22 protein-coding genes and 3 tRNA genes are annotated in these 23,627 nt (G+C 70.0%); 8 read left to right on the top strand and 17 right to left on the bottom strand.

Annotated elements, in window-relative coordinates; all coding sequences use genetic code 11:
- The 14 genes from C8D93_RS18220 to C8D93_RS20800 all read right to left on the bottom strand — a co-directional run.
- Positions 1-95: GTP-binding protein (locus C8D93_RS18220; RefSeq protein WP_146216657.1), on the bottom strand; the 95-nt coding region annotated here is incomplete at its 3' end.
- 202 nt (positions 96-297) lie between these two features.
- A tRNA-Thr gene (locus C8D93_RS18225) sits at positions 298-373 on the bottom strand.
- A 27-nt stretch (positions 374-400) separates the two neighbouring features.
- Positions 401-474: transfer RNA gene (locus C8D93_RS18230), tRNA-Gly, on the bottom strand.
- A 29-nt stretch (positions 475-503) separates the two neighbouring features.
- A tRNA-Tyr gene (locus C8D93_RS18235) sits at positions 504-589 on the bottom strand.
- A 216-nt stretch (positions 590-805) separates the two neighbouring features.
- Complete coding sequence (gene hrpB, locus C8D93_RS18240; protein WP_110266677.1) at positions 806-3,322, bottom strand: ATP-dependent helicase HrpB; 2,517 nt, start codon at positions 3,320-3,322, stop codon at positions 806-808.
- 136 nt (positions 3,323-3,458) lie between these two features.
- Positions 3,459-5,246, bottom strand: coding sequence for a pilus assembly protein TadG-related protein (locus C8D93_RS18245; protein WP_170124101.1), 1,788 nt, complete (start codon positions 5,244-5,246; stop codon positions 3,459-3,461).
- Between the two features lie 45 nt (positions 5,247-5,291).
- Positions 5,292-5,810, bottom strand: coding sequence for a TadE/TadG family type IV pilus assembly protein (locus C8D93_RS20785; RefSeq protein WP_170124102.1), 519 nt, complete (start codon positions 5,808-5,810; stop codon positions 5,292-5,294).
- A complete protein-coding gene (locus C8D93_RS21445; RefSeq protein WP_110266679.1) occupies positions 5,807-6,667 on the bottom strand; it encodes a TadE/TadG family type IV pilus assembly protein in 861 nt (286 codons plus the stop codon). Before C8D93_RS21445 ends, C8D93_RS20785 begins: the two co-directional genes overlap by 4 nt.
- A complete protein-coding gene (locus C8D93_RS18260; protein ID WP_245903992.1) occupies positions 6,573-7,346 on the bottom strand; it encodes a type III pantothenate kinase in 774 nt (257 codons plus the stop codon). The genes C8D93_RS21445 and C8D93_RS18260 overlap by 95 nt, the downstream gene beginning before the upstream one ends.
- Complete coding sequence (locus tag C8D93_RS18265; RefSeq protein ID WP_110266680.1) at positions 7,343-8,317, bottom strand: biotin--[acetyl-CoA-carboxylase] ligase; 975 nt, start codon at positions 8,315-8,317, stop codon at positions 7,343-7,345. Before C8D93_RS18265 ends, C8D93_RS18260 begins: the two co-directional genes overlap by 4 nt.
- Positions 8,302-8,949: a glycerol-3-phosphate 1-O-acyltransferase PlsY gene (plsY, locus tag C8D93_RS18270; protein WP_110266681.1), complete on the bottom strand. Its 648-nt coding sequence runs from the start codon at positions 8,947-8,949 to the stop codon at positions 8,302-8,304. Before plsY ends, C8D93_RS18265 begins: the two co-directional genes overlap by 16 nt.
- Positions 8,946-10,730: a M61 family metallopeptidase gene (locus C8D93_RS18275; RefSeq protein WP_110266682.1), complete on the bottom strand. Its 1,785-nt coding sequence runs from the start codon at positions 10,728-10,730 to the stop codon at positions 8,946-8,948. Before C8D93_RS18275 ends, plsY begins: the two co-directional genes overlap by 4 nt.
- Positions 10,731-10,780: 50 nt before the next feature.
- The gene (locus C8D93_RS20795) at positions 10,781-11,485 is read right to left on the bottom strand and encodes a DUF4197 domain-containing protein (RefSeq protein WP_170124104.1); all 705 of its coding nucleotides are present in this window, start codon (positions 11,483-11,485) and stop codon (positions 10,781-10,783) included.
- Between the two features lie 43 nt (positions 11,486-11,528).
- Entirely contained in the window at positions 11,529-13,154 is a 1,626-nt protein-coding gene (locus C8D93_RS20800; RefSeq protein ID WP_170124105.1) for a CehA/McbA family metallohydrolase, read from the bottom strand.
- A 70-nt stretch (positions 13,155-13,224) separates the two neighbouring features.
- Between C8D93_RS20800 and C8D93_RS18285 the strand changes: the two genes are divergently transcribed.
- The 7 genes from C8D93_RS18285 to purD all read left to right on the top strand — a co-directional run bounded on the left by C8D93_RS18285 (position 13,225) and on the right by purD (position 20,110).
- Positions 13,225-14,148 (top strand): alpha/beta hydrolase, encoded by a 924-nt coding sequence (locus C8D93_RS18285; RefSeq protein ID WP_110266684.1) that lies wholly within the window; start codon positions 13,225-13,227, stop codon positions 14,146-14,148.
- A 19-nt stretch (positions 14,149-14,167) separates the two neighbouring features.
- Positions 14,168-15,052, top strand: a complete 885-nt coding sequence (locus C8D93_RS18290) for a hypothetical protein (RefSeq protein WP_110266685.1) — start codon at positions 14,168-14,170, stop codon at positions 15,050-15,052.
- Positions 15,053-15,138: 86 nt separating this feature from the next.
- Entirely contained in the window at positions 15,139-16,020 is an 882-nt protein-coding gene (locus tag C8D93_RS18295; protein ID WP_110266686.1) for an alpha/beta fold hydrolase, read from the top strand.
- Positions 16,021-16,098: 78 nt separating this feature from the next.
- Complete coding sequence (locus tag C8D93_RS18300) at positions 16,099-17,427, top strand: serine/threonine-protein kinase (RefSeq protein WP_110266687.1); 1,329 nt, start codon at positions 16,099-16,101, stop codon at positions 17,425-17,427.
- Positions 17,428-17,431: 4 nt separating this feature from the next.
- The gene (locus C8D93_RS18305; protein WP_110266688.1) at positions 17,432-18,094 is read left to right on the top strand and encodes a DUF6989 domain-containing protein; all 663 of its coding nucleotides are present in this window, start codon (positions 17,432-17,434) and stop codon (positions 18,092-18,094) included.
- Positions 18,095-18,143: 49 nt separating this feature from the next.
- Positions 18,144-18,698 (top strand): glycine zipper 2TM domain-containing protein, encoded by a 555-nt coding sequence (locus C8D93_RS18310; protein WP_110266689.1) that lies wholly within the window; start codon positions 18,144-18,146, stop codon positions 18,696-18,698.
- A 119-nt stretch (positions 18,699-18,817) separates the two neighbouring features.
- Entirely contained in the window at positions 18,818-20,110 is a 1,293-nt protein-coding gene (gene purD / locus C8D93_RS18315; RefSeq protein WP_110266762.1) for a phosphoribosylamine--glycine ligase, read from the top strand.
- A 3-nt stretch (positions 20,111-20,113) separates the two neighbouring features.
- On the opposite strand, the gene C8D93_RS18320 is transcribed toward purD, so the two are convergent.
- The 3 genes from C8D93_RS18320 to C8D93_RS18330 form a co-directional block, all read right to left on the bottom strand.
- Positions 20,114-20,605 (bottom strand): nuclear transport factor 2 family protein, encoded by a 492-nt coding sequence (locus tag C8D93_RS18320; protein WP_110266690.1) that lies wholly within the window; start codon positions 20,603-20,605, stop codon positions 20,114-20,116.
- Between the two features lie 13 nt (positions 20,606-20,618).
- Positions 20,619-21,386, bottom strand: a complete 768-nt coding sequence (locus tag C8D93_RS18325; protein WP_110266691.1) for an SDR family NAD(P)-dependent oxidoreductase — start codon at positions 21,384-21,386, stop codon at positions 20,619-20,621.
- A gap of 63 nt (positions 21,387-21,449) precedes the next feature.
- Entirely contained in the window at positions 21,450-22,937 is a 1,488-nt protein-coding gene (locus C8D93_RS18330; RefSeq protein ID WP_245903994.1) for an FAD-dependent oxidoreductase, read from the bottom strand.
- A gap of 158 nt (positions 22,938-23,095) precedes the next feature.
- Here C8D93_RS18330 and C8D93_RS18335 point away from each other — a divergent pair, with 158 nt between their 5' ends.
- Positions 23,096-23,614 carry a hypothetical protein gene (locus tag C8D93_RS18335; protein WP_146216658.1) on the top strand — a complete coding sequence of 173 codons (519 nt, stop codon included), beginning with the start codon at positions 23,096-23,098 and terminating at the stop codon, positions 23,612-23,614.
- Positions 23,615-23,627 lie beyond the last annotated feature (13 nt).

Raw genomic sequence — 23,627 nt, forward strand, 5'->3', positions numbered from 1 at the left:
AAAGCCGCCGTCGTCGTCGTCTTGCCATGGTCCACGTGACCAATCGTCCCCACGTTCACGTGCGGCTTCTTGCGCTCAAACTTTTCCTTCGACATGTCTCAGGCTCCGATCTTCTTGGGTCACGTGGCTAAAAAAGGAACAGCTCGATGGCCGCCGGCTTCTGCAAGTCCGCGACCGTCAAAATCTGGTGCCCACCACTGGAATCGAACCAGCGGGACTCGCTTCGCTCGTTCCCGCATGGCGGGCCATCTTCGCGCGGTCGCTGGTTCGATTCCCAACCACCGCGCGTACCGAAACTGGTGCCCACCACTGGAATCGAACCAGCGACCTCACCCTTACCAAGGGTGTGCTCTACCGACTGAGCTAGGTGGGCAAATGTTCTCTAAACGCTGCTACTTACTGGAGCGGGTGAAGGGAATCGAACCCTCGTCGTAAGCTTGGAAGGCTTCTGCTCTACCATTGAGCTACACCCGCTTCACGCCGCAACAGCGACACACTATCTATGGTGGAGGGAGGTGGATTCGAACCACCGTAGGCGTAAGCCAGCAGATTTACAGTCTGCCCTCGTTGGCCACTTGAGTATCCCTCCGCCGGGCCTGCCGAGGCGCATGCGCCCCGAAAGGGCCGCGTATTGTCTTCGTGTCAACCCACTGCGTCAAGGCAAACCGTGCACCTGCCTTCCATGGCGCGACAGCGCTCGATTTTCAGCCCCCTGCCCGCCCCTCCATGGCGGGCGCCGCCTCCTTCGCCCTGATCCACTCCCGGCGGATAGGCATGCGCCCATTGGACTTCCGGCCCGTCCGCCTCACCCCCGCGGTTTGGCGCGCCGGGTCGGCGCCGCCGCCAGCGGATCCTCGGGCCACGGGTGCTTCGGATAACGTCCGCGCAGGTCCTTGCGGACGTCGGCATAGCCGCGCGCCCAGAATCCGGCCAGATCCCCGGTCACGGCCACCGGCCGCTGCGCCGGGGACAGCAGGTGCAGCACCACCGGCACGCGACCATCGTCCACCGCCGGATGCCGCGCGCAGCCGAACAGCTCCTGCAGCCTGACCGCGAGCACCGGCGGCTCGGGCAGACGGTATTCGAGGCGGATGCGCGAACCGGTCGGCACCTCGAAATGCGTGGGTGCCAGCCGGTCGAGACGCTGCTGCCGGGGATAGTCGAGCTGCAGGCGCAGGATCGCCGCCAGGTCCAGCCGGGCCAGATGATCGCGCCGGGTAACGCCGTCCAGATGCGGGCGCAGCCACGCATCGAGACCGTCCAGCAGTGCCGCGTCGCCCAGGTCGGGCCAGTCCTCGTCGGCACGCCAGGCGCGCAGCGACATCACCCGGGCCTGCAACTGGCGCGCCGCTTCGGTCCACGGCAGGGCTTCCAGGCCCAGGGCCCGCACGCCCTCGCACATCGCATGGGCCATGGCGTGCGGATCGGCCTTCGCCAGCGGTTTGCGCGAGACGAGCAGGGCGCCGATCCGCATCTGGCGTTCGGCGACGACGGCCTGCGTCTGGCTGTCCCAGTACACCCGCGTGTCCTCGACCGGCGGGTGATCCTGCAGCAGCCGGACCTCGTCCGCCGCGCAGGCGAAGCGCACGCGGCGCGCGCCGCGGCGCGTGCCGGCATCGACGCTCCAGTGCGCGATCGCCAGCCACTCGCGGACCGACAGCGCATCGGACGCCGGCAGCGTGGCCTCGCCGCCGTCGGCGCACTGATAGGCTGCGTCGCGCCCGTCGCGAACGCCCGGACGGCGACGGGCGATGCGCTCGGGGTAGGCCCAGGCGACGACGCGCGCCACGTCCGCTGCCTCCAGACGCGCAGGCTCGGGCGTCGTGTCGGCCTCGACGTCGAGCAGACGCAGCATCTGTCGCACTGCCTCGCGCACGCGCCGCTGCGCCGCCGCGTCCCCGCGTCCCCGCAGATAGCGCTCGACCGCATCGACGAGATCGGCGCTGCCGGCATCGCGTTCGTCGAGCACCGCCGCCACCCAGCAGGCCAGTGCGCCGAGGCCGTGCTCGCGCGCGCGCAGCAGCATGTGCGCGCGTCGGGGCGTCGCCGGCAGACGCACAAGTGCGCGCCCGTGAGCGCTGATGCGGCCGTCGTCGTGCAGCGCCTCGAGTCCGCGCAGCAAGTCGCGCGCATAGGCCCACGCCGCCTCCGGCGGCGGGTCGAGCAGGGCCAGCGCGGACGGATCGGTCACGCCCCAGGCGGCCAGTTCGAGCGCGAAGCGCGTCAGGTCGGCTGCGAGAATCTCCGGCGTGTCGTGCATCGGCAGGCCGGCATGCTGCTCGCGGCTCCACAGGCGGACACAGACGCCGGGGCCGAGACGCCCGGCGCGACCGGCCCGCTGGTCGGCCGAGGCCCGCGAGACGCGCTCGGTATCGAGCCGGTTGGCCCCGGCACCGAGATCGAAGCGCGCCACGCGCACCAGCCCGCCATCGACCACGGTGCGCACCCCTTCGACCGTCAGACTGGTCTGCGCGATGTTGGTCGCCAGAATCACCTTGCGTCGACCGCCGGCATCCGCCAGCAACGCCGCATCCTGCTCGCGCGGCCCGAGCTCGCCGTACAGCGGATAGACGCCGATGGCGTCGGTCAGGCGCTCGCACAGCAGCGCCTGGGCCGCACGGATCTCGCGCGCACCCGGGAGGAAGGCGAGGATGTCTCCGTCCGCTTCGCCGCTCCCGCTCTGCTGCAGGACCTGGGTTGCGGCCTGCGCCACCGCGCTGCCGTGATCGAGATCGGCGCGAACCGCGACGTGGCGGACCTCCACGTCGTGAAGGCGTCCGCCGCTCTCGATCACCGGCGCTCCGCCGAGCAGCGTCGACACGCGGGCAATGTCCAGCGTGGCCGACATCACCAGCACCCGCAGATCCGGGCGCAGGTTGGCGCGCGCATCAAGCGCGAGCGCCAGCGCCAGATCGCCGTCGAGCGAGCGCTCGTGGAATTCGTCGAAGATCAGCAGGCCGACGCCCGGCAGCTCCGGGTCGGCCTGCAGCCGTCGCGCGAGCAGGCCCTCGGTCACGACCTCGATGCGCGTGCGCGCCGATACCTTGCGCTCGAAACGCACCTGATAGCCGACGGTCTCGCCAACGGATTCGCTGAGCAGACTGGCCATTCGTGCGGCCGCCGCGCGCGCAGCGACCCGGCGCGGTTCGAGCATGACGATGCGTTGCCCGGCGAGCCAGGGTTCGTCGAGCAAGGCCAGCGGCACCACCGTGGTCTTGCCTGAGCCCGGCGGCGCCGACAGCACCGCGCAGCCCTGCGCCAGCGCCGCACGCAGACGCGGCAGCGCGTCGAGAACCGGCAGCTCGGGAAGATCGAAAGTCATGGCGTCGTCAGCCGCGCAGTGTAGCGAGCACGCCGCGCCCCGGGACTGAGCCGAAGTTCTTTGCCCAAGGCATTCGCCGCTTCACTCCCCGGGCGCCGCTCGTCACCGGAGCGGGGCCCGCAGGCCGGGGACTCGCTCATTCCACGAGCGTCGCAACCCCCAGATTGCAGCTCAACCGCGCGCCGATCTCGGCGTTGGCCAGATTGACACCGAGAAGATCCAGCAGGCCGTTGAGGACGGGATCCAGCAACGGGCTCAGCAGGCTGCCCAGCAGTGCTCCGACCACCCCCAGCACGGCTTCCAGCAGATTGCCGAGCAGACCGGAGTTCAGGACTTTCACTTCCAGCTCGAGTCCGGCGAGGGTGTCCGTCAAGCTGCCGACGATATCCTGTGCCGAGATATTCTGGTACATCGCCGCGGTCTCCGCAGCGCCGATTTCCGGCAGCGGATCCGGATTGGCCGGGGTGGCGGAGTAGGTCAACGATCGGCTGGATCCGGCCACCGGCACATTGGCGGCGATGCCGATTTCGGCCACCGGGATCCCGAGAACCTTGAGCGAAAGAATGTTCAGCACATCAGCGTCCGGGAACGGCGTGCCGGAGCCGAAGAAGTCATTGAGGTCTGCGGCGCTGAAGGTGCCGATCGCCAGGCGGGCCAGCGCGGTCTCGGTATCGACCTCCAGCGCCTTGTCGCCGTTGAGGGCGCACTCATAGCCAGTCACGTAAGCTTCCGCGCCCCCTACATCCACGCCGACATCGAGATCGCTGTCCAGCACCTGGAGATCGAGCAATGGCAGGGCGTCGAGAACCTTGTTCAAAAAACCGATCACCCCGAGATCCACGCTCACCAGCGCCCGCACCTGTGCCGTACGCACATAGATTCGGCGCTCGCCTCCCTTGGGGTCGGCCGGATCGATCAGGGCCGGGTTGCCGATGACTGAAATCTGTGGTGGCTCAACCACCGAAGCGGCGATGCGGATGCCGAGCAACCCGGGAACATTCACACCCACGTCGGCGGCCAGCGCATGCTCCTGACTGGCCACCTGTACGAGCGCCTGCAGCAGATCGAAAGCGTTCAGTCCCAGATTCAGGCCGGAGGCTTCGCCGCCCGTCTGCAGGGTCAGCAAATCACCCAGGCGGATCGGCAGCGGCGGCAGGCCAAGGCTCAGCAACTGCGCCCCGAACGCCGACAGCACGACTCCGGCCGTGCTGCCGCTGCCCACTGCCTCGATCTGGGCCTGAATCAGGTTGAGCAGGTCCACCTCGGCATCGAGCAAGGCGTCGTAGCCGCCAACCTCGAGATCGACGTCAATGCCCTCCAGAAACGCGACGTTGTCGAGGAACTCCAGGAGACTCACGTTGACGTTGGCGACACCGTCCCAGCCGACCACGGTGAGCGCAACGTTGCTGCCCAGCAGTGCGCCGAGCAGGGCATTGACCACACCATCCTGCAAGGTCGCCACCGTCGAGCGGATGTTCAGCGCCGCCTGCGGCGTGCTGATCGTGGCGGTGGCCCGGCGGCTGATCTGCGGCGTGGCGATGAATGGCATGACGCCCGGGGGCGTACCGGAAATCACCACCTCGACAGTGTCGTGCAAACTGACGTCACCGCCAGTGTCCAGTCTCGGCGTCTCAAACGGCCGCCAGCGTCCGCAGGTGACCACGATCTGATAGTTTTTTCCGCCCAGATTATTCGCGGCTGCGAGTTCTGCCGCCGGCCGGGCCGTGCCACCGCAGGATTGCAGTCCGGCCTCGTCGTAGAGGTCCCGGGCGCCCGCGATTGCAGCCAGGTCGGCTGCCTTCTGATACTCGATATCGTAGTAGTAGAGCAGGCCGATGTCGGCCAGCGAGAGCATGATCACCAGCACGCTCAGGCTGATGGCCGCGAAGACGCTGGCCGAACCCTTCTGGCCCTTTTTGATCACCGGGAGGCGGGATCGGAAAGCCGTTCTCTGCACTGGCGCATGCCCCTACAAGTTGGCGACCGCACAGCCGGTCAGCGTATCGAACAGGCCGCCGCCCACACTGCCGACCATCGGCAGGGTGATGGGCGGCAAGATTCGGACGAGGTCATAGGGAAAGCGCACCTCGACACGCACCAACCCGGCTGCACCGTCGGTGCCGCAGCCCCCTCCATCGACACGGATGCGGGGCAGCACCTCACTCTGCAACAAGGCCAGGCGTTCCGCGTACTCGCCGCTATCCGCGGTCATCGCCAGCGACACCGCCAGCGAGTTGATGACCTGCTGTTTGATCGAATCCTTCTGTGTCTCTGTCAGCGTCTCGAGGCTGGACACTCCAGGCAACACCACGAGGGCGCGGGCGCCGTCTGTGGCCGCACGTGAAACCACCAGCTGGGCGTAAAACAGAACACCGAAGCTGATCAGGATGTACAACACCAGCACAAAGATCGGCAGCACCAGCGCAAACTCCACGACTGCCGCGCCGGATTGTCGCGGCTGCCGGACGTCCTTCAGGGGGCTGTTCACAACGTGAACCCCCGGGCGTCGATCAGCAGACGCCCCTGCCCGGTCAGCTCGTCCGGAGTCACCAGCCCCAGGCCAGGCAGACGCGGGACGAAGGGTGCGGCGGCGTAGTCGTAGCGCACGGTGACCACGATCTGACAAGCCGAAGCACCGCAGTCCGGCGGCGCTACGGCCGGACAGGCCTGCTGGTCGCAACTGGCCGAGGTGGCGTCGGTGCACTCGGCGCCGTCCGGGCAGATGCGCGCCACCACCTGCAGCGCCGTCGATCCATCGCGCAGCATCCAGCTCGCCTGCGCTGTCGCGACACCAAAGGCGGCTTTCAGCCGCTCGTTGAACTGATGTTGCTGCCGGTCCTCCGGATCGCAGGGAGCGCCCATCGCCTGCGCGCAGCTTTGCAGTGGATAACGCTGGGCGGCGCGCGCGCCGCTCTCTGCGGCATGCTGCAACCCGAGCCGCATCAGGAAGATCAGGCCGTAGGTCAGCGCGCCGTAGAACAGGACGAGCATGATCGGCAGCACGAATGCGAACTCGATCGCCGTCGCGCCGCCCTGCCTGTTGTTGCCGATCGTCCTGAATCCGTAGCTGCGCATCCTGGGTCCCCGCCGGTCCTGCGTGGACGCCGCTCCTGCACCGGGGAACCGGCACCTGGAGCCGTGCGTCCTGCACTCGGCTACACGATGCCCGGCCGGTGACCGGCATGGAGGGATGGCCCGCCCAGCGGGGGCGGCCGGCCGACGAGTTGCGCGGACGACCGTTTGTCGCCGATCAGCGGTCGTCGGCGAGCACGCGCAGGCCTTCGAGGACGAGGTCGGGCCGGTGCTCCCAGTCGCCGTGCAGATGCGGCAGCAGTACGCTCGCATCGCCGCCCGTGACGATCCGCCTGACAGCGGCGGTCGCCGACAGTGCCCGGTCGATCGCGCCAAGGCACGCCAGCATCGCGCCCTGACTGACGCAGGCCTCGGTGTCGAGGCCGAGGCCTGCGTGATAGGTGGTGCCCTGCTCGCGCGTCGCGAAGCGGGTCTGTCCCAGAACGGCGCGCTGCTGGGTCAGCAGACCGGCGGCGATGATGCCGCCAAGGTGGCGGCCGGCTTCGTCGAAGCCGTCGACGGTCAGTGCAGTGCCGGCATCGACGATGCAGGTTGCGACCCGGTGCTCGCTCCAGGCCGCAACCATGACCAGCCAGCGGTCGACGCCGAGTCGCGCCGGCTCGGCGTAGCCGTTGCGCAGGCCACGCCACTGTTCGGCGCTGCGGGCGAAATGCGGTGCACGGCCGAAGCGTTCGCGCACCGCTGCGGCCAGCGGCGCTTCGTTGGCGGGGCCGGTGACATGCGAAATCCAGACCTCGGCCGGCTGCACCGGCGCCAGGCTCGGCAGCGCCACGGCGGGCTCGCCGGCATGGACGATCACGCCGCAATCGCCGAGACCGGCGTCGGCCTGCCACGCCCACTTGAGTCGCGAGTTGCCGATGTCGAGCAACAGTCGCGGCGCATGGATCTGCGCCTTGCGGTTCCGCGGCGACCGTGCCGGGGCGTCGGTCACGACGCGATCCGCAGGCTGACTTCGCCCGAATGCAGGCGATGGCGGGTCCCGGCGGCATCGACCAGCAGCGCGCCATCGTCGTCGATGCCGCGGGCGACGCCGTCGAGCACCCGATCGCCGAGCTGGACCTTGACGGCGCGCTCGCGAGTCGCATCGAGTTCCTCCCAGGCCTGGGCGTGGGGTGCGAAGCCACGGCGCGGATAGTCGGCCAGCAGCGTCGCCAGCGCGCCGAGCAGGTCGGCGGCCACGGCATTGCGCGACGGCACCGCGTCGAGCAGCTCAGGCAGGTTGACCCAGGGCTGCGCGATGTCGCTGGCCTGCTGGGCCTGCAGCGCCAGGTTCAGGCCGATGCCGACGACGACGCGGCAACTGCCGCCGCCTTCGCCGCGATGTTCGATCAGGATGCCGGCCAGCTTGCGACCGCCGGCCACGAGGTCATTCGGCCACTTGACCTTAACGGCCGCTGCGCCGAGCGCGCGCAGGCGCTGCGCGCAGACGACGCCGACCGCAAGCGGTAGCGCGGTCAGCTGCGCCGGCATCGCCTCGAACGACCAGGCGACCGACAACGCGAGCTGGGCCGCGAACGGCGTGACCCAGTTGCGGCCGCGGCGACCACGCCCGGCGGCCTGGTATTCGGCGAGCAGGGCCTGCGGATCGTTGCCGGCGTCGGCTGCCAGCAACTGCGAGTTGGTCGAGTCGGTGACCGTGACGACCTGCACCCGCAGCGCGTGACCCAGCGCGGCCTGCAAGCGCGCCTGATCGAGCCGCTCGATCGGGCTTGCGAGTCGATAGCCGAGGCCGTGGCGGGCCTCGACGGCGAGCTGCCAGTCCTTGAGTCGTTCGACACGCTTGGCCAGCGCGGCGCGGCTGATTCCGCAGGCGGCCGCGAGCTGCTCGCCGGAATGCCAGGCGCCGTCGGCCAGGCGGTCGACCAGGGCCAGCAGTTCGGTCTCGCTCAGCGACTGTGCCATCGCCGCAGCACCATCGCCTTTTCGAAACGATGCTCGTTGCCGGCGAGCAGACGGCGCAGGTTGTCGCGATGCTTCCACACCACCAGCGCGGTCATCGCTAGCGTGAATGCACCGGCATCGGAGAACAGGCCGGCGGCGCTGAAGCAGGTCACGATCAGCACCGCGATCAGGGCCGACATCAACGTCGCCAGGCTGACATAGCCGGTCAGCATCACCACCAGGGCGAAGCCGGCGAGCATCCACGGCAGCGCCGCGCCCATCAGCGCGCCGAACACGCCGGCGAGCGTGGCCACGCCCTTGCCACCGCGAAACCCGGCGGTGATCGGGTAGCAGTGGCCGACCGCGACCGCGACGCCGCACAGATAGGCCTGCTGGCGGCGATCGAGCAGCGGCTCGCCGAGGCCCGGCAGCGCCGGCACGACCACACTGGCGACCACGCCCTTGATCACGTCGATCGCGAGCACGCCGACGGCGAAGCGCGCGCCCTGGGTACGCAGTGCGTTGGTCGCACCGAGATTGCCGCTGCCCTGGGTGCGCAGGTCGACGCCGCCGCGCAGCCAGCCGACGATCTGGCCGCCCATGATCGTGCCGATCAGGTAGGCCAGCGCGGTCTGCCAGACCGGGTCGATCATCGCGCACCCCCGAACCAGGCGTCGCGGCGCGCACGGCAATCGGCATCGACCTCGGCGAGGCTCAGCGTCCAGGTGTCGGCGGGCGGCGCCACCGGGGTCAGAGTCAGCGCCAGCAAGCGGTCGTCGCGGAACAGGTGCAGGCTCACGTCACGGCCCGGTTCGAGTCGCGCCAGCACCTCGGGCCAGCGACCGCCGGCGCGCAGGCCGTCGAGCGCGAGCAGCTGATCGTCCGGATGAACGCCGGCGCGCGCGGCCGGCGCGCCGCTGTGGACATGACGGACCCGCGCCTCGCCCGCGCGCAGCGTCAGCCCGCACCAGGACCGCGCCGGCTTGCCACTGTGGCGGCCACCCCCATCGCCGATCACCGCCGCCCGGCGTTCGACCTTCACCCCGAAATCCGCCAGCAGTTCGACCAGCGGCAGCGGCTCGGTCGAGCGCAGCGCCAGGTCGAAGAACGGTCGCAGGTCGACCGTCGACAGCTCGTTGGTCAGCGCCTCAAGTCCGCCTTCGGGCACCGGTACGCCGTCCCTGCCCCAACGTTGCCAGGCGGCGCGCATCACCGCGTCGAGACTGCTGCCGCCATCGCGGCGCAGCAGCAGGTCCAGGCACAGCGCGACCAGCGCGCCCTTGACGTAGTAGCTCACCGTCGCGTTCGGCGTGTTCTCGTCGGGCTGGTAGTACTTGGTCCAGGTCTCGAAGCTCGCATCGGCCAGATGCTGCACACGCGTACCCGGCGCACGCTCGATGCGCGTCGCGTTCTCGGCCAGCAGGTCGAGCCAGGTCGGCGCGTCGATGATGCCGGCGCGCAGCAGCAGCAGGTCGTCGTAGTACGAGGTGATGCCCTCGTAGTGCCACAGATCGCGGGTGTAGGCCTCGGCGCCGAGATCGGACTCGGCGAAGCGCTGCGCAGTGATGCGCTTGACGTTCCACAGGTGGAAGTACTCGTGGCTGCATAGCCCGAGAAAGCCACGGTAGTCCTTGCCGCATTCGTCGTCGCCCACCCGCGGCAGGTCCTTGCGCGCACAGATCAGCGCGGTCGAGCTGCGATGTTCGAGCCCGCCATAGCCGTTGCCGACGACATTGGTCAGGAACAGGTAGCGCTGCAGCGGTGGCTCGCCACCGAACAGCGCCCGCGCCGTCACACAGATCCGGGTCAGATCGTCGGCCAGCCGTTCGCCGTCGGCCTCACAGCGGCCGGCGAGCACCAGCGCATGCGGAATGCCATCGACATCGAAGCCGATCTCGCGGAAATCGCCCATCTCGACCGGGTGATCGATCAGCGCCTCGTAGCCATCGGCGCAATAGCGCCCGAATCCATCGGCACCGGTCTGGGCCGGATCGAGCGTGGTCGCCACCCGCCAGTTGCGGCAAGCCTCGTCCTCGGGCGGCAGCAGCTCGACCTCGAAGGCGCCGGTCTCGCAGCCCTCGGGGCAGTAGAACAGCGAACTGCCGTTGAAGAAGCCACGCTCGGTATCGAGATAGGCCTTGCGCACCGAGACATCGAATGCAAACACCCGATAGCGCAGTTCGAGCGTGCCCGACGCCGGGGCGCAGCGCAGGCTGCGCTTGTCGAGGCGCTCGACCGCGACCGGCTTGCCGTCGCAGGTCGCGACGACATCGACGACGTGCTTGGCAAAATCGCGCACCAGGTAGCTGCCGCGCAACCATGACGGCAGGCGGAAGACCTGACCGCGGGGGTCAGGCCGGTCGACCCGGCACAGGACTTCGAACAGATGCTCGCGCGGCTGCGCGATGCTCACGGTGTAGCGGACGGCGCTCATCGGGCGGCGGGTCGGGACAGGGCGCGTATTATGCCGGCGACCGGCCGCGCTCAGAGACGCCCGAAGACCCGGCGCATGAGTTCCGTGCCGCGTGCGCGCGGATCGCGGCGGATGCGCGCCTCTTCGGCCGCCATCAGATAGAAGACGCCGTCGACGGTCTTCTGCGTGATGTACGCGTCGAGGTCCAGCTCGCGGATGCCGGAACCGCGCAGCAGCACGCCGTAGTCGCCGATCAGATCCCTGTAGCGCTGCGTCACGCCGATGCGCGCGCCGGTGGCCTCGACATAGGGCCGCAGATACGCCACCAGCGCTTCGCCGTGGCTGGCCCGGAAGTGCTGCGTCACGGCATCGTCGCTCCCGTCGAGCAATGCGCGCACGTCGTCCAGCGTCATCTCGCGCACCGCGGCCGCGAGTGCTTCCGCCGCATACGGCACGGCCTGCTCGGCGACGGCGTTCAGCGAGTGGTGGAATTCGTCGACCTTGCCGCCGGCGCCGAGCTTGCGCAGGGTCTCGGCAGGCCGCGCCAGCGCTGCCGGCATCGGCACCCGCACCGCGGCGTTGCTCCAGTAGCCGTTGACGCGCCCGAGTTGCCCGACCGCCTGCGCGGCGCCCTGCAGCAGTGCCTCGCGCACGGCATCGGCGGGTGCCGTTTCCGGCAGCGGCGCCAGCGCAACCAGCGGGTCCTCGGCGGAAGGAGAGACCGCGCAGCCCGCAGCCGCCAGGCCGACCACCACCGTCAACGCGATTCGGATCATCGGGCCCACTCCAGAACGGACCGGCGCCGCCCGATGCCTGGCTTCAGGGGGGCGCCAGGAAGATCGGGTTGCCGAGCGTCGTCCGCGAGGCGGTGTCGCCGGTCTCGATACGCCACATGGTACCGAGAGCGCCCTCGCTGCGCAGGTGGCGCCCGATCTCGCGCACCTCGCTGAACGGATCGGCATCGATCGCCGTGCTCGCCACCAGGGTGCCGTTGCGATACCAGTACAGGCGCTGGCCCTCGCCGGCGCGGACCGTGACCTCGGCGCGCGCGGTCTGCGTCTCGCCGATGCGCAGCGTGTCGCCGAAGATGGCCGTCTGGCCATCGTCCACCGTCGCGCGAAACTCCAGGGTCGGGCTGCCGGCCACTCCGCGTGTGCGCACATAGGCGTGACCCGCGCGGATCGCCGCCTGCAGCGCCGGTCGCGACAGGGCATCGGCGAAGACTGCGGTGACCGAGGAGCCGTAGCCGCGACGCGCCCGTTCGGCATCGTCGGGTTCGGTCCCCTTGGAATCGGAACCGGACACCCCGGTGATGCGATAGCCCTGTGCCAGCCGCTCGTCCCACAGCCGGATCGCGGTGCGCATGAACGGGTTCTCGATCTGCAGGCCGGGGACCGGAATCCCCAGATCGGCGGCGGTGGCCATGACCGGCCCGTTCAGGATCTCGATCGTGTCGACCTGACTACAGTCGATGTCGTCGCCGAGCGTGAATTCGCAACCGCGGCAGAAGTTCTCGAACAGCAGCCCGGGAAAGCTGGTGGGGTGATTGACCTGGAACAGGGCGCCATCGGCCACCGCCGCGCGCTGCACCTCGCCCAGGCGCACATCTTCGAAACCGTGGCGGTACTCGATCGTCGACGGCGTTTCGCCGTGGGTGCTGGCGTGGCCGAAGTAGGTGATGATCTCGCGTCCCGGCCAGATCAGCAGGTCCGGGTTCGCCCGTTGCACCGCACCGAGCGTGCGCCAGTGCTCGCCGGTGACGTACTCGGTGACCATCAGGAAATCGAGCTGCGCCGCACGCGCCTGCGCCACGAAACCGGTCCAGTCCGGCGCATTGGCGTTGGAGTGGTAGGCGTGCATGTGAAAATCGCCGTGGTACCACGCCGGGCCCGCCCGGGCGACGTGCGTCGGGTCGACCGGATCGTCAGCAGGGGCGGCGCCCGCGGCGGCCTTGCAGTCGATCTCCAGCGTCCACGCCGCGCCCTGCGGGGAGACCGCGGCGATGCCCAGCTCGGCATGCCACACGCCGGCCTCGATCGCGCCCGGCACATAGCCCCGTTCGGCACGCGCAGCCTCGACGAAGACCGGGGCCTGGCCGAGATCGATTCGGCCTTGGCGCGAGCCGGACCAGCCGCGAAAGCCGGCCGGGCTGCGATAGCCGTCCGCGTCCCACAGACCGAGGTCCAGCATCGTCGCCGTCAGCGGTGTGCCCGGCAGCGCGCCGGACTCGCTCCAGCCGTAGGCCAGTTCGACGCGACCGGTGCCGGGCGCAACGGCGAAGGGCTGCAGCCGGTAGGTCTTCGCGTCGGCCGTCGTCACGCGCCCGTCGAAGCGAAGCGGCGCCGCCTCCGGCGCGCACAGGGGCAGGTCGGCGGGCAGCGCAGGGGGCGTCGAGCCGCCGCAGGCGGTCAGACCAAGAGCGATCAGCAGGATCGGCAGGCGCATGTAGCCAGTGTAGGTCAGCAGCCCGACCGCCTGATGACGGTCGGGCCCGCGGGTTGGGTATGCTTGGCCGATGACCGAAACCGCTCCGCGCCTGTCGCTGCGCTCGCACCTGTTCCGCCTGGCCGTGCGCAAACTCATCGCCCCGGCGCTCGACACCGCGCGGCCGATCGCCGCGCGGCGCGCGCGGCTCGAACAGTCGGCGCGCTGGTCGCGGCTGCCGCTGCCGCCATGCACGCGGGTGGAGCCGGCGACCTTCCGAGGCGTACCCGGCGACTGGGTGCGCAACACCCGCCGCCCGTCGCCGCGCACGCTGCTCTATCTGCATGGCGGCGGCTACCAGGTCGGCTCGCCGCAGATCTACCGCGAGTTCGCGGCCCAGCTCGCGCGCCGCTGGCAGGCGCAGGTGGCGTTGATCGACTATCGCCTTGCGCCCGAACACCCGTTCCCGGCGGCCACCGACGATGTCTTCGCTGCGTACCGCTCGCTGCTCGAACAGGGCGTCGATCCGCGGACATTGATCGTCGCCGGCGATTCCGCCGGCGGCGGCCTGACGCTGGCGTGCGCGCTGCAGGCGCGCGACGCGGACCTGCCGCCGCCGGCCGCGCTGGTCGTGTTCTCGCCGTGGGTCGACCTGACCGTCAGCGGCCAGTCGGCCCTCACGCGCGAGCACGACGACATGCTCGTCAGCGAGCACCTTCGCGTGGCCGCCGCCGACTATCTGGGCGGCGCGGCGCCGCAGACGCCGCTGGCCTCGCCGCTCCATGCAGACCTGCACGGCCTGCCGCCGACACTGATCCAGGCGACCGACAACGAGGTGCTGTGCGACGACGCGCGCCGCCTCGCGGACGCCTTGCAGGCCGCCGGTGTCGAGGCGCAACTGCGCCTGTGGCCGGGCCTGTTCCACGTCTGGCAGCTGTTCGCGGGCAAGCTGCCGGAAGCCGATGCCGCCGTCGTCGAGGCCGCCGCCTTTCTCGACGCACGCATGACCGTCTGACCCGCGATCGGAGCGCGCCATGCACGTCCTGCGTACCTGCCGGATCCTTGCACTCGCCGCAGGCGCCGCTGCAGCCGCCATCGCATGGCCGGCGACAGGCGCGACGGAAATCGCGGCCGATACCCGCTACGAGGGCCCGCAGACGCTCAGTGTCGCGGCACTGGGCGTGGAGATGACGATTCCCGCCGGGTGGATCGCGCAACTGCCGTCCGGCTCCGAGGTCATGGTGGTCGGATCGACGCGACACCAGGGCTTCGTGGTCATCGGTGCCGACGAGCTCGACGACGCCGGGGTTCGCGAAACCCTGCACGGACCGCTGCCGCTCGGCGGCGGCGTCACCCTGCTCCCGGTCGGCGAGCCGGAACGCCGCGACGGCACCTATGCCGCCCGGTTCACCGTTCAGGGGGGACAAGCCGGCATGCAGGCCAGCGGTCGCGCCATCGTCGGCCGTCACGGCTACAGCGCCTACCTGCTCGCGGTCTATCCCGAGGCGGAGGCCGGCGACCTCGGGTCATTGCTGGACAGCCTGACGGCCTCCGTGCGCCTGCAGGCCCCTGCGGCGGGCGCGGCGACGCGCACCGAAGGGACGGGCACGCTCAGCCCGGCGGTGGCCGGGCAGAAGATCACCCGCTTCTACTCCGGTTCGGGGTATTCCGAGTCGGAGACGATCCACCTGTGCAGCAACGGCACCTACTACCGGGGCTTCGAGGCCGGCGGCTTCACACCCGGCGTCGCCAGCGGCGCGGTCGCGAGCCGCAACGCCGGCACCTGGAGCACCCCGCCGGGACAGCTCGTGCTGCGTGCACCGAATGGCTCGACCTCGACCTACTCGATGCGCGTCGAGGGCAGCAAGCTGCTGCTCGACGGCACGCGCTGGTTCCGCGAGCCCACCGCCTGTGAGTAGTCCGGGTCCGTCGCGTATGCTTTTGCGATGGACAGACCTGCTTCGCCGCTCCCGGCGCCGTGCGGTGCCGCCCGGAGGCGCGCCGCATGAGCTATTCCCGCTGGCGCGACTCCGGCCTGCGCTTCGCATTCAACGGTCACGACATCTTCTATCAGCGTCATGGCGCCGGTAACACCGCGCTGCTGCTGATTCACGGATTTCCGACGGCGTCCTGGGATTACGAGGCCGTCTGGCCCGGCCTGTGCGCACAGTTCGAGCACGTGCTGGCACCGGACCTGCTCGGCTTCGGCTTCTCGGCGAAGCCGCCGCGGCATCGCTACACGCTGGTCGAGCAGGCCGATCTGTGCGAGCAACTGCTCGCGCGCTGCAGCGTCAGCCGCGTCCACCTGATCGCCCACGACTACGGCGTGAGCGTGGCGCAGGAGCTGCTGGCGCGGCAGCTCGATCAGCCGGAACGCGAAACCACCGTGCTGTCGGTGGTGCTGCTCAACGGCGGGCTGTTCCCGGAGACGCACCGTCCGACCGGCACGCAGAAGCTGCTGAAGAGTCCGCTGGGTCCGCTGATGGTGCCGCTGATGGGCGAGCGCCGCTTCGGCCGCGCGTTCTCGAAGGTCTTCGGCGCGCAGACACGACCCTCGCCGATCGAGCTGCACGATTTCTGGCAGCTCATCCGCTGCAACGACGGCCGCCGCGCCATGCCGCGGCTGCTGCGCTACATCGACGAGCGACGTGCGCAGCGCGCGCGCTGGGTTGGCGCACTGACCCGCACGCCGGTGCCGCTGCGCCTGATCAACGGCCCGGACGATCCGGTTTCGGGCGCCCACATGGCGCGCCGCTACGCCGAGCTGGTGCCCGATGCGGACATCGTCTCGCTCGAGGGCATCGGCCACTACCCGCAGGTCGAGGCGCCCGATCGCGTGCTGCGCGCGATCCTCGACTTTCACCGCCGGCGCGTGGGCGGCGGCTGAAACCGCTCGCGCTGGAATCCGTCTGCCTGCGCCGATAAGCTCGACGCCGGGGTAGTGGCACCTCTGGGGACGCGGCGGATGAACGAAGACACGACCAGAACCGATGCCGGCGGTCGCGCTCGTCTGCCCGACGCGCCGCCCGAACGCATCGGCAAGTACACCTTGCGTGGCGAGATCGGCCGCGGCGCCTGCGGCGTGGTCTACAAGGGCTTCGATCCCTTCGTGCGCCGCGAGGTGGCGATCAAGGTCGCACTGCAGGACGCCGCCGCCCGCGGCGACGCCGAGCACGAGCGTGCGTTCTTTGCCGAAGCGCACGCCGCCGGCATGCTGCAGCATCCGCACATCGTTTCGCTCTACGACGCCGGCGTCGAGGACGAGCTCAGCTACATCGTCATGGAGTTCATCGACGGCCAGACCCTGTTGCCGATGTGTCGCCCGAACACCGCGCGCATGCCGCTGGAACAGGTGGTCGAGATCGGCATCAAGTGCGCCCGCGCCCTGCATTTCGCGCACGGCAAGAACGTCCTGCACCGGGACATCAAGCCGAGCAACATCATGCTGACCCGCGACGGCACGCCCAAGGTCATGGATTTCTCGATCGCGGAGATCGGCGGCGGCGACGCGTCGGGCAAGCGCAACCTCGTCGGCTCACCGCTGTACATGTCGCCGGAGCAGGTGGCGCGCGCACCGCTCGGGCCGGGGACCGACCTGTACTCGCTGGGCGCGGTGCTGTTCCAGTTGCTCACCGGCATGCCGCCGTTCTCGCATGCCGAGATTCCCGAGCTGTTCCGGGCGATCCGCGGCCAGCCGGCACCCGACGTGCGCACGCTGCGGCCCGACGTCCCGGAGGCCCTGTCGAAGATCGTCACCCGGCTGCTGCTGAAAGACCCGGAGCAGCGCCCCTCCAGCGGCGACGAACTTGCCGCCGCACTGGGACGCGTCGTCGACCGCCTGCGCAGCGACGGCCAGCGCAGCAACCGGCGCGATTCGCGCGACTCGATCCGGCGACTGCACTTCTTCAGCGCCTTCTCCGACGACGAAGTCGACGAGATCCTCAACGCCAGCACGATGGCGACCTACTCACCCGGCGACATGCTGATCCGCGAAGGCGAGATCGACAACGCCTTCTTCATCATCGCCGTCGGCGCCGCCGATGTGCTCAAGGGCGGCAAGCTGATCAACCGGCTCGAGCGGGGCGACTGCGTCGGCGAGATCGGCTTCCTGTCGGCGACGCGGCGGACCGCGACCGTCACGGCGACCACCAGCCTGCTGGCGCTGAAGATCAACGCCGGGCTGATGGAGCAGGTCTCGCGCGACTGCCAGCTGCGCTTCTACAAGGTGTTCACGGAGACGCTGATCTACCGGCTGTCGCTGACCAGCGCCAAGCTCTCGGCGCTCAGCGGCTGACGGCATGCACCGGCACCTGCGCGAAGCCCTGCTGTTCCACACCGCGTTCTTCGTCGCGGCCGCCGCGGCCATCGCGCTGACGCCGATGCGCGCCTTCGGCAGCGTGCTGCTGATGGCCGCCGTCGCCTACCAGATCGCGCTGCCCGCCTGGAGCCTGATGCGCGGCCACGGCGACTGGCTGGCGCTGTGGGCGTTCCTGCTGCCGTTGTCGCTGTGCCAGCCGCTGGCGGACTGGGTCCTGGTCGACGTCGCGCAGACACTGACGTTTCCCGACCACGGCATCTACCGCATCGGCGGCGCGGTGCCGCTGTACTTCTGCGGGCTGTGGACGATGGCGCTGTTCCCGGTGCTGCTGGCGGCCCAGCACAGCCGCCGGCCCTGGCTCGCGGTGACGGGCGCGGGCTTGCTGGTGTTCGCCGCCTGCGAGTGGATCGCCCGCCCGCTCGGCCTGTGGCATGCACGCAACGTCGCGACCGTGGCCGGCGTCGCCGTCTACGTGCTGACGGCCGAAGTGCTGCTGTGCTGGGCGGCCCTGGCCGCGTATCGCGGCACGCGCGGATCGGCGCTGCCGGTGCGCGTGGGCGCGGCAGCCGGCGTGAGTCTGCTGTACACCGGCGCCCTGCTGTGGGCGCTGCTCGTCGTCGATCCACTGTTCAGCCGGGGCTAAGCGCTCCATCCTAGGCTGACGCCCATATCCTGACCCCCGGGGGCACCCAATGAGCCTGAATCCCTTCCTGCGCGTCATCGCCGTCACCTCGCTGGCCGCCTGGCTGGCGGCCTGCGCGCCCGAGGCGCCGCAGGACGCCGTCGCCGAGGCCGAACCCACCGCGGAGCCGACGGCAGAACCCACGCCGGAGCCGACACCGGTACCGACGCCGGCACAGGCCGCGGCCGCCAAGCCGCGCCCGGCTGCGCCACCGCAACCGCGGCCGACCGTCTGCGCCGATTGCGGCACCGTGGCCGCCATCACCCCGGTACAAGTCAAGGGTGAAGGCAGCGGTGCCGGCGCCGTCGCGGGTGCCGTCGCGGGTGGCGTCGCCGGCCATCAGGTCGGCGGAGGGCGCGGCAAGGATCTGGCGACCGCGGCCGGCGTGATCCTCGGTGCGATGGCCGGACACGAAGTGGAAAAGCGCGTGCGCTCGACGACGGTCTACGACGTCAGCATCAACATGGACGCCGGCGGCCAGCGCGTGGTCCGCGTGATCGATCCCGCCAGTATTGCCATCGGCACGCCGGTGATCGTCGAGGGCAACAACATCCGCCTGCGCTGACACCGAGCGCCGCATCCGCAGACCCCGCGTCCGTCTGACGCGGGGTTTTTGTTTGCGCGACCGTTTGTAGCTACCCTAGCGCCCCTTTTTCGCGCCGGAGCGCCGCCATGTCGCAAGCCATCAAGGTCCTGGTCATCGGAGCCGGCGGCCGCGAACACGCGCTGGCGTGGAAGCTCGCGCAGTCGCCGCGGGTGTCCGAGGTGCTCGTTGCCCCCGGCAACGCCGGCACGGCGCGCGAAGCCGGCTGCCGCAACGTGGCGGTGAGCGCGGAAGACGTCGCCGGCCTCGTGGCGCTGGCGCAGCGCGAGCAGGTCGGCTTCACCGTCGTCGGTCCCGAGGCGCCGCTGGCGCTGGGCGTGGTCGATGCCTTCGAGGCCGCCGGCCTGCGCATCTTCGGACCGCGCCGCAAGGCCGCGCAGCTCGAAGCCTCGAAGGCCTTCACCAAGGACTTCCTCGAACGCCATCGCATCCCCACCGCGCAGTACCGCGTGTTCACCGAGATCGAGCCGGCCGTGGCCTACATCGCCGGGCGCGGCGCGCCGATCGTCGTCAAGGCCGATGGCCTGGCCGCCGGCAAGGGCGTGGTCGTCGCGCAGACGGTGGACGAGGCGCAGACCGCGGTGCGCGACATGCTCGGCGGCACGATGCTCGGCCAGGCCGGCGCGCGCGTGGTCGTCGAGGACTTCCTCGACGGCGAGGAGGCGAGCTTCATCGTCGTCGCCAGCGGTGCGAACACCGAGCCGCAGTACGTGGCGCTGGCCACCAGCCAGGACCACAAGCGCATCGGCGACGGCGACACCGGCCCGAATACCGGTGGCATGGGCGCCTATTCGCCGGCCCCGGTGGTCACGCCGGAGATCCACGCCCGCGCCTGCCGCGAGGTCATCGAGCCGACGCTCAAGGGCATGGCCGCGGAAGGCGCGCCGTTCACCGGCTTTCTCTACGCCGGCCTGATGATCAACGGCCGCGGCGAACCGCGCGTGCTCGAGTTCAACGTGCGCATGGGCGACCCGGAAACCCAGCCGATCCTGTACCGGCTCGACTCCGACCTGCTCGACCTGCTCGAAGCCGCCGTCGACGGCACGCTCGACCGGGTGCAGCCGCAGTGGTCGGCACAGCCGGCGCTGGGCGTGGTCATGGCCGCCGGCGGTTATCCGGGCACGCCGCGCAAGGGCGATGCGATCAGCGGCCTCGACGCCGATCTGGGCGCCGCCAAGGTGTTCCATGCCGGCACGACCGAGCGCGACGGCCAGGTCGTGACCAGCGGCGGCCGCGTGCTGTGCGTGGTCGCCCGCGGCGACACCGTGCGCGCCGCCCGGCAGACCGCCTACGCGGCGGTGAAGCAGATCGGCTGGGACGGCGTGCAGTACCGCAGCGACATCGGCTATCGCGCGATCGCGCGCGAGGACTGACGCCTACGCGCCTTCGGGCAGTCGCTTGCCGTGTTTGGCGAGCCAGTGCGCCGTGATGTTCGGCGCCTGCTCGAACGGCGTGACGATCTCGAAGATGCGCTCGTAGGTCGCGCGCTGGATCAGCCAGCGTCCGTCGCGCTTCACGTAGGTGTCGCGGTACAGCGCCGAGCCGTCGGTGACGATCTTGCGGCGCAGGTCGCAAAACCAGTCCTTCAGGTACCAGATGCCGGTGGCCTCGGTCGGCGAGGTCACGGTGATTTCCGGATGGTTCACGTGATGCAGCGCGATCGCCTCGGCATGGAACGCATACTCGAGCGCGCCGATGATCTCGTCGCGGCCCTGCGCCTCGAACAGGTAGCTGCCGCCCTGGTAGCGCACGCTGGCGTCCTCGGCGAACAGCTCGCGCAGTTCGACGATGTTGGCCATGTCGATGCAGCGGCAGTAACGGTACTTGAGCTGACGGATCAGCTCGATGTCTTCCAGCGGCAGACTCATCCCACGCTCCCCTTCAGATGCCGAAGCCGCCGGACACGTTGATCTTCTGTCCGGTCACGTAGCCATTGGTGGCGAGGAACACCGCGGCGTTGCCGATCTCCTCGGGCTTGCCCCAGCGCTTGATGCACAGCAGCTTCTGCGTCTCGTCGGTCCACTTCTGGTCGAAGACGCCGCGCTTGAGCAGTTCGAGGAACATGCCGGCCTCGATGACGCCGACCAGCACCGAGTTCGCACGGACGTTGAAGCGGCCTTCTTCCTTGGCGATGCCGGTGATCAGCGCCTCGTTGGCGGCCTTCGGGGCCACCGACAGGCCATCCTTCGCCGGCCACCAGACGTGGCCCGCTGAGCCCAGATGCACGTAGGACCCGCCGCCGGCCTCGCGCAGATGCGGCAGTGTCGCCTGCACCGCGTTGAAGAAGCCGTGCACCTCGATGTCGATGGATTTCTTCCACAGCTCGGCCGAGGTCTCGGCGATGTGCACCTGCTCGACCACCGGGCCGGCCGCCCAGACCACGGTGTGGATGCGTCCGTGGGCGGCGACCGCCGCCTTCACCGCCGCCTCGACCTGTGCGGCCTCGCGCACGTCGGCCGCGTGGATCGTCGCCTTGCGTCCGCCGCTGCCGATGTCGGCCGCGACCTTCTCGGCGACGTCCTGCTTGGAGCGGTAGACGATGGCCACGTCCGAGCCGGCCTTGCCGAAGCTCTTCGCGACCTCCTGGCCGATGCCGCCGCTGCCGCCGAACACCAGCGTCGCGCCTGCGGGAAATGCCGGCTGTGTCATGAATCGGTCTCCTCACCGGATGATCTGATCGCCGGATGATGCGTGCGCGGCGACGGCCGGGCGTCACCCTTTCGCGTGAGACGCCGCGGCGAGCCCCGCCTGCCGCCCGAAGAAGGTCGCGTCGGCCAGCGACATGCCGGAGCTGTAGCCCGCACCCCAGCGCGGCAGGCCACAGGCGGTGCGGCCAGCGGCATACAGCCCGGGGATCGGCCGGCGCGACGCATCCAGCACCTCGCCGCTCGGCCGCGTGTCGAGGCCGCCGAGCGTGAAACTGAAATAGACGGCGTGGTCGATGCGGCAGTCGAGCGCGACGAACGGCGGCTGCGTCAGCGGCTTGAGCCACTTCGGCTGCTTGCGGAACAGCGGGTCGCGCCCTTCCGCGGCGTGGCGGTTGTAGACCGCGACGGTGCCGGTCAGCGAACCGGCGGGCAGTTCCAGGTCGCGCTCGACTTCGTCCCAGGTCTCGCCGGCGGCGCCGATACCGATCTTCGCGAACTCGCTGAAGGCCGGCTCGGCGTAGATGTCCTGGTCGAGCAGCAGCCAGAAGCGCGTGCCGCTCTGCTGCAGGATGTGCTGCGCGGTGCGGCCGTGGTAGCCGTCCTCGTTGACGAAGCGCTGGCCCTGCTCGTTGACGAAGATGCCCTTGATCAGCTGCTCGGGCGGATACCAGGGCAACGTCACGAAGCCCTCGCTCATGTGGATCGCGTGCCCGCCGACGCTCTGGCCGAGCTGGATGCCGGAGCCATCGTCGACGGTGCCGATCGGCATGTTCGAGCGCGCCATCTGCGGGGCGTGCTGGCGGATCATGTCGCGGTTCATCACGAAACCGCCGGCGCACAGCACCACGCCGCGCTGCGCACGCGCGCAGCGGTCGACGCCGGCGCTGCGCAATACCATCCCGCAGACGCGGCCGTCGTCGTCATTGATCAGCGCCTGCGCGCGTGTGTCGTAGCGCACCTCGACCGGCAGCTCGGCGACGCGTGCGGCCAGCGTGTCCATCAGCAGCTTGCCGCCGCCCAGGCCCTCCCACTGCGGTGTGTGACCGCGCGGGCACGGCTTGGCCTGCTCGCAGAACGGCCAGGCCTGCTCGCTGCCGCTCCAGATCAGGCAGTCGTCGGTGAACGGTTCAACGATGCGTTCGGCGATGAACGAGTTCTTGTAGACCAGCCCCTGCGCCTGCAGCCACTCGAAGTGCGCGAGGCTGTGGTCGGCGTACAGCCGCACCTTGTCCGCATCGGCATCGGGACCGCCGGCGAGCATCAGGTAGCGATACAGGTCCTCGGTGTCGTCGGAGAAGCCCGCGGTGCGCTGCTGCAGCGTGCCGCCGGAGCCGCCGACGTAGATCTCGCCGCCGGACAGAGCCGAGGTGCCGCCATGCGCGGACGCGGCCTCGACCAGCAGCGTGCGCGCACCGGCGCGCGCCGCCTCGATCGCGGCGCAGGCACCCGCCGCGCCGAAGCCGACGACGATGACATCGGCCTCGCCGTCCCAGCGCGCGACCGCCGCCGCCCGGCACGGACGGTTGCGCGAATACGGCAGCGTCTGTTCCACCACGTCTCTCCCCGACAGGCCGTGGCGGCACTCTCGCAGAGCGAAACGGTCGCGGGCTCGTCCGGATGCAGCAGGCGCCGGCAACGGGCAATATCCTGCCGATGCATCCCCGTCCTTCCCTGTTCCGTGCGCGCCCGGGGCCTTCGGCTTTCCGCGTCGTGCTGCTGCTCGTTGCGATGATCGCCGGCGGCTGCGCCTCCGTCCCCTGGTCCACCTTGCTCCAGCTGCGGCAGCTCGACGAGCAGCGCTGGAGCCGGATCGATCCCGCCGAAATCCGCGTGCGCGTCACCCTGCCACCGGAATTCGTGGTCGACGCCGAGGGTTCGCACCTGCAGGTGCGGCTCGACACCCGCGCCGGCAGCTCGCAGTCGCGCTTGCAGCTGCAGGCGATCGGCCAGCACCGGCGCCAGTCGCCGGCCGGCCTGCTGCGCGACAGCCGCGTCGAGCAGCTCACGGAATATCGCCTGACGGACGCGGCGCAGCTCGACTTTGCGCGCCTGCAGACGCTGGCGGCCAGGGGCGCCTACGAATCGTCCGACATCGAAGTGAAGGTGCGCTTTGCCGAGACGCCGGACGACACGCGCGAAGCGGAGCTGACCGTCGAGGTGCAGCTGTTCGCCGCCGAAGGCTACTTCACGCTGATCGACGCCTACACCCTGCAGCTCGACGCCCGCTGAGGCCCGCGCGATG

This window comes from Sinimarinibacterium flocculans (assembly GCF_003201205.1).
Taxonomy (GTDB): domain Bacteria; phylum Pseudomonadota; class Gammaproteobacteria; order Nevskiales; family Nevskiaceae; genus Solimonas; species Solimonas flocculans.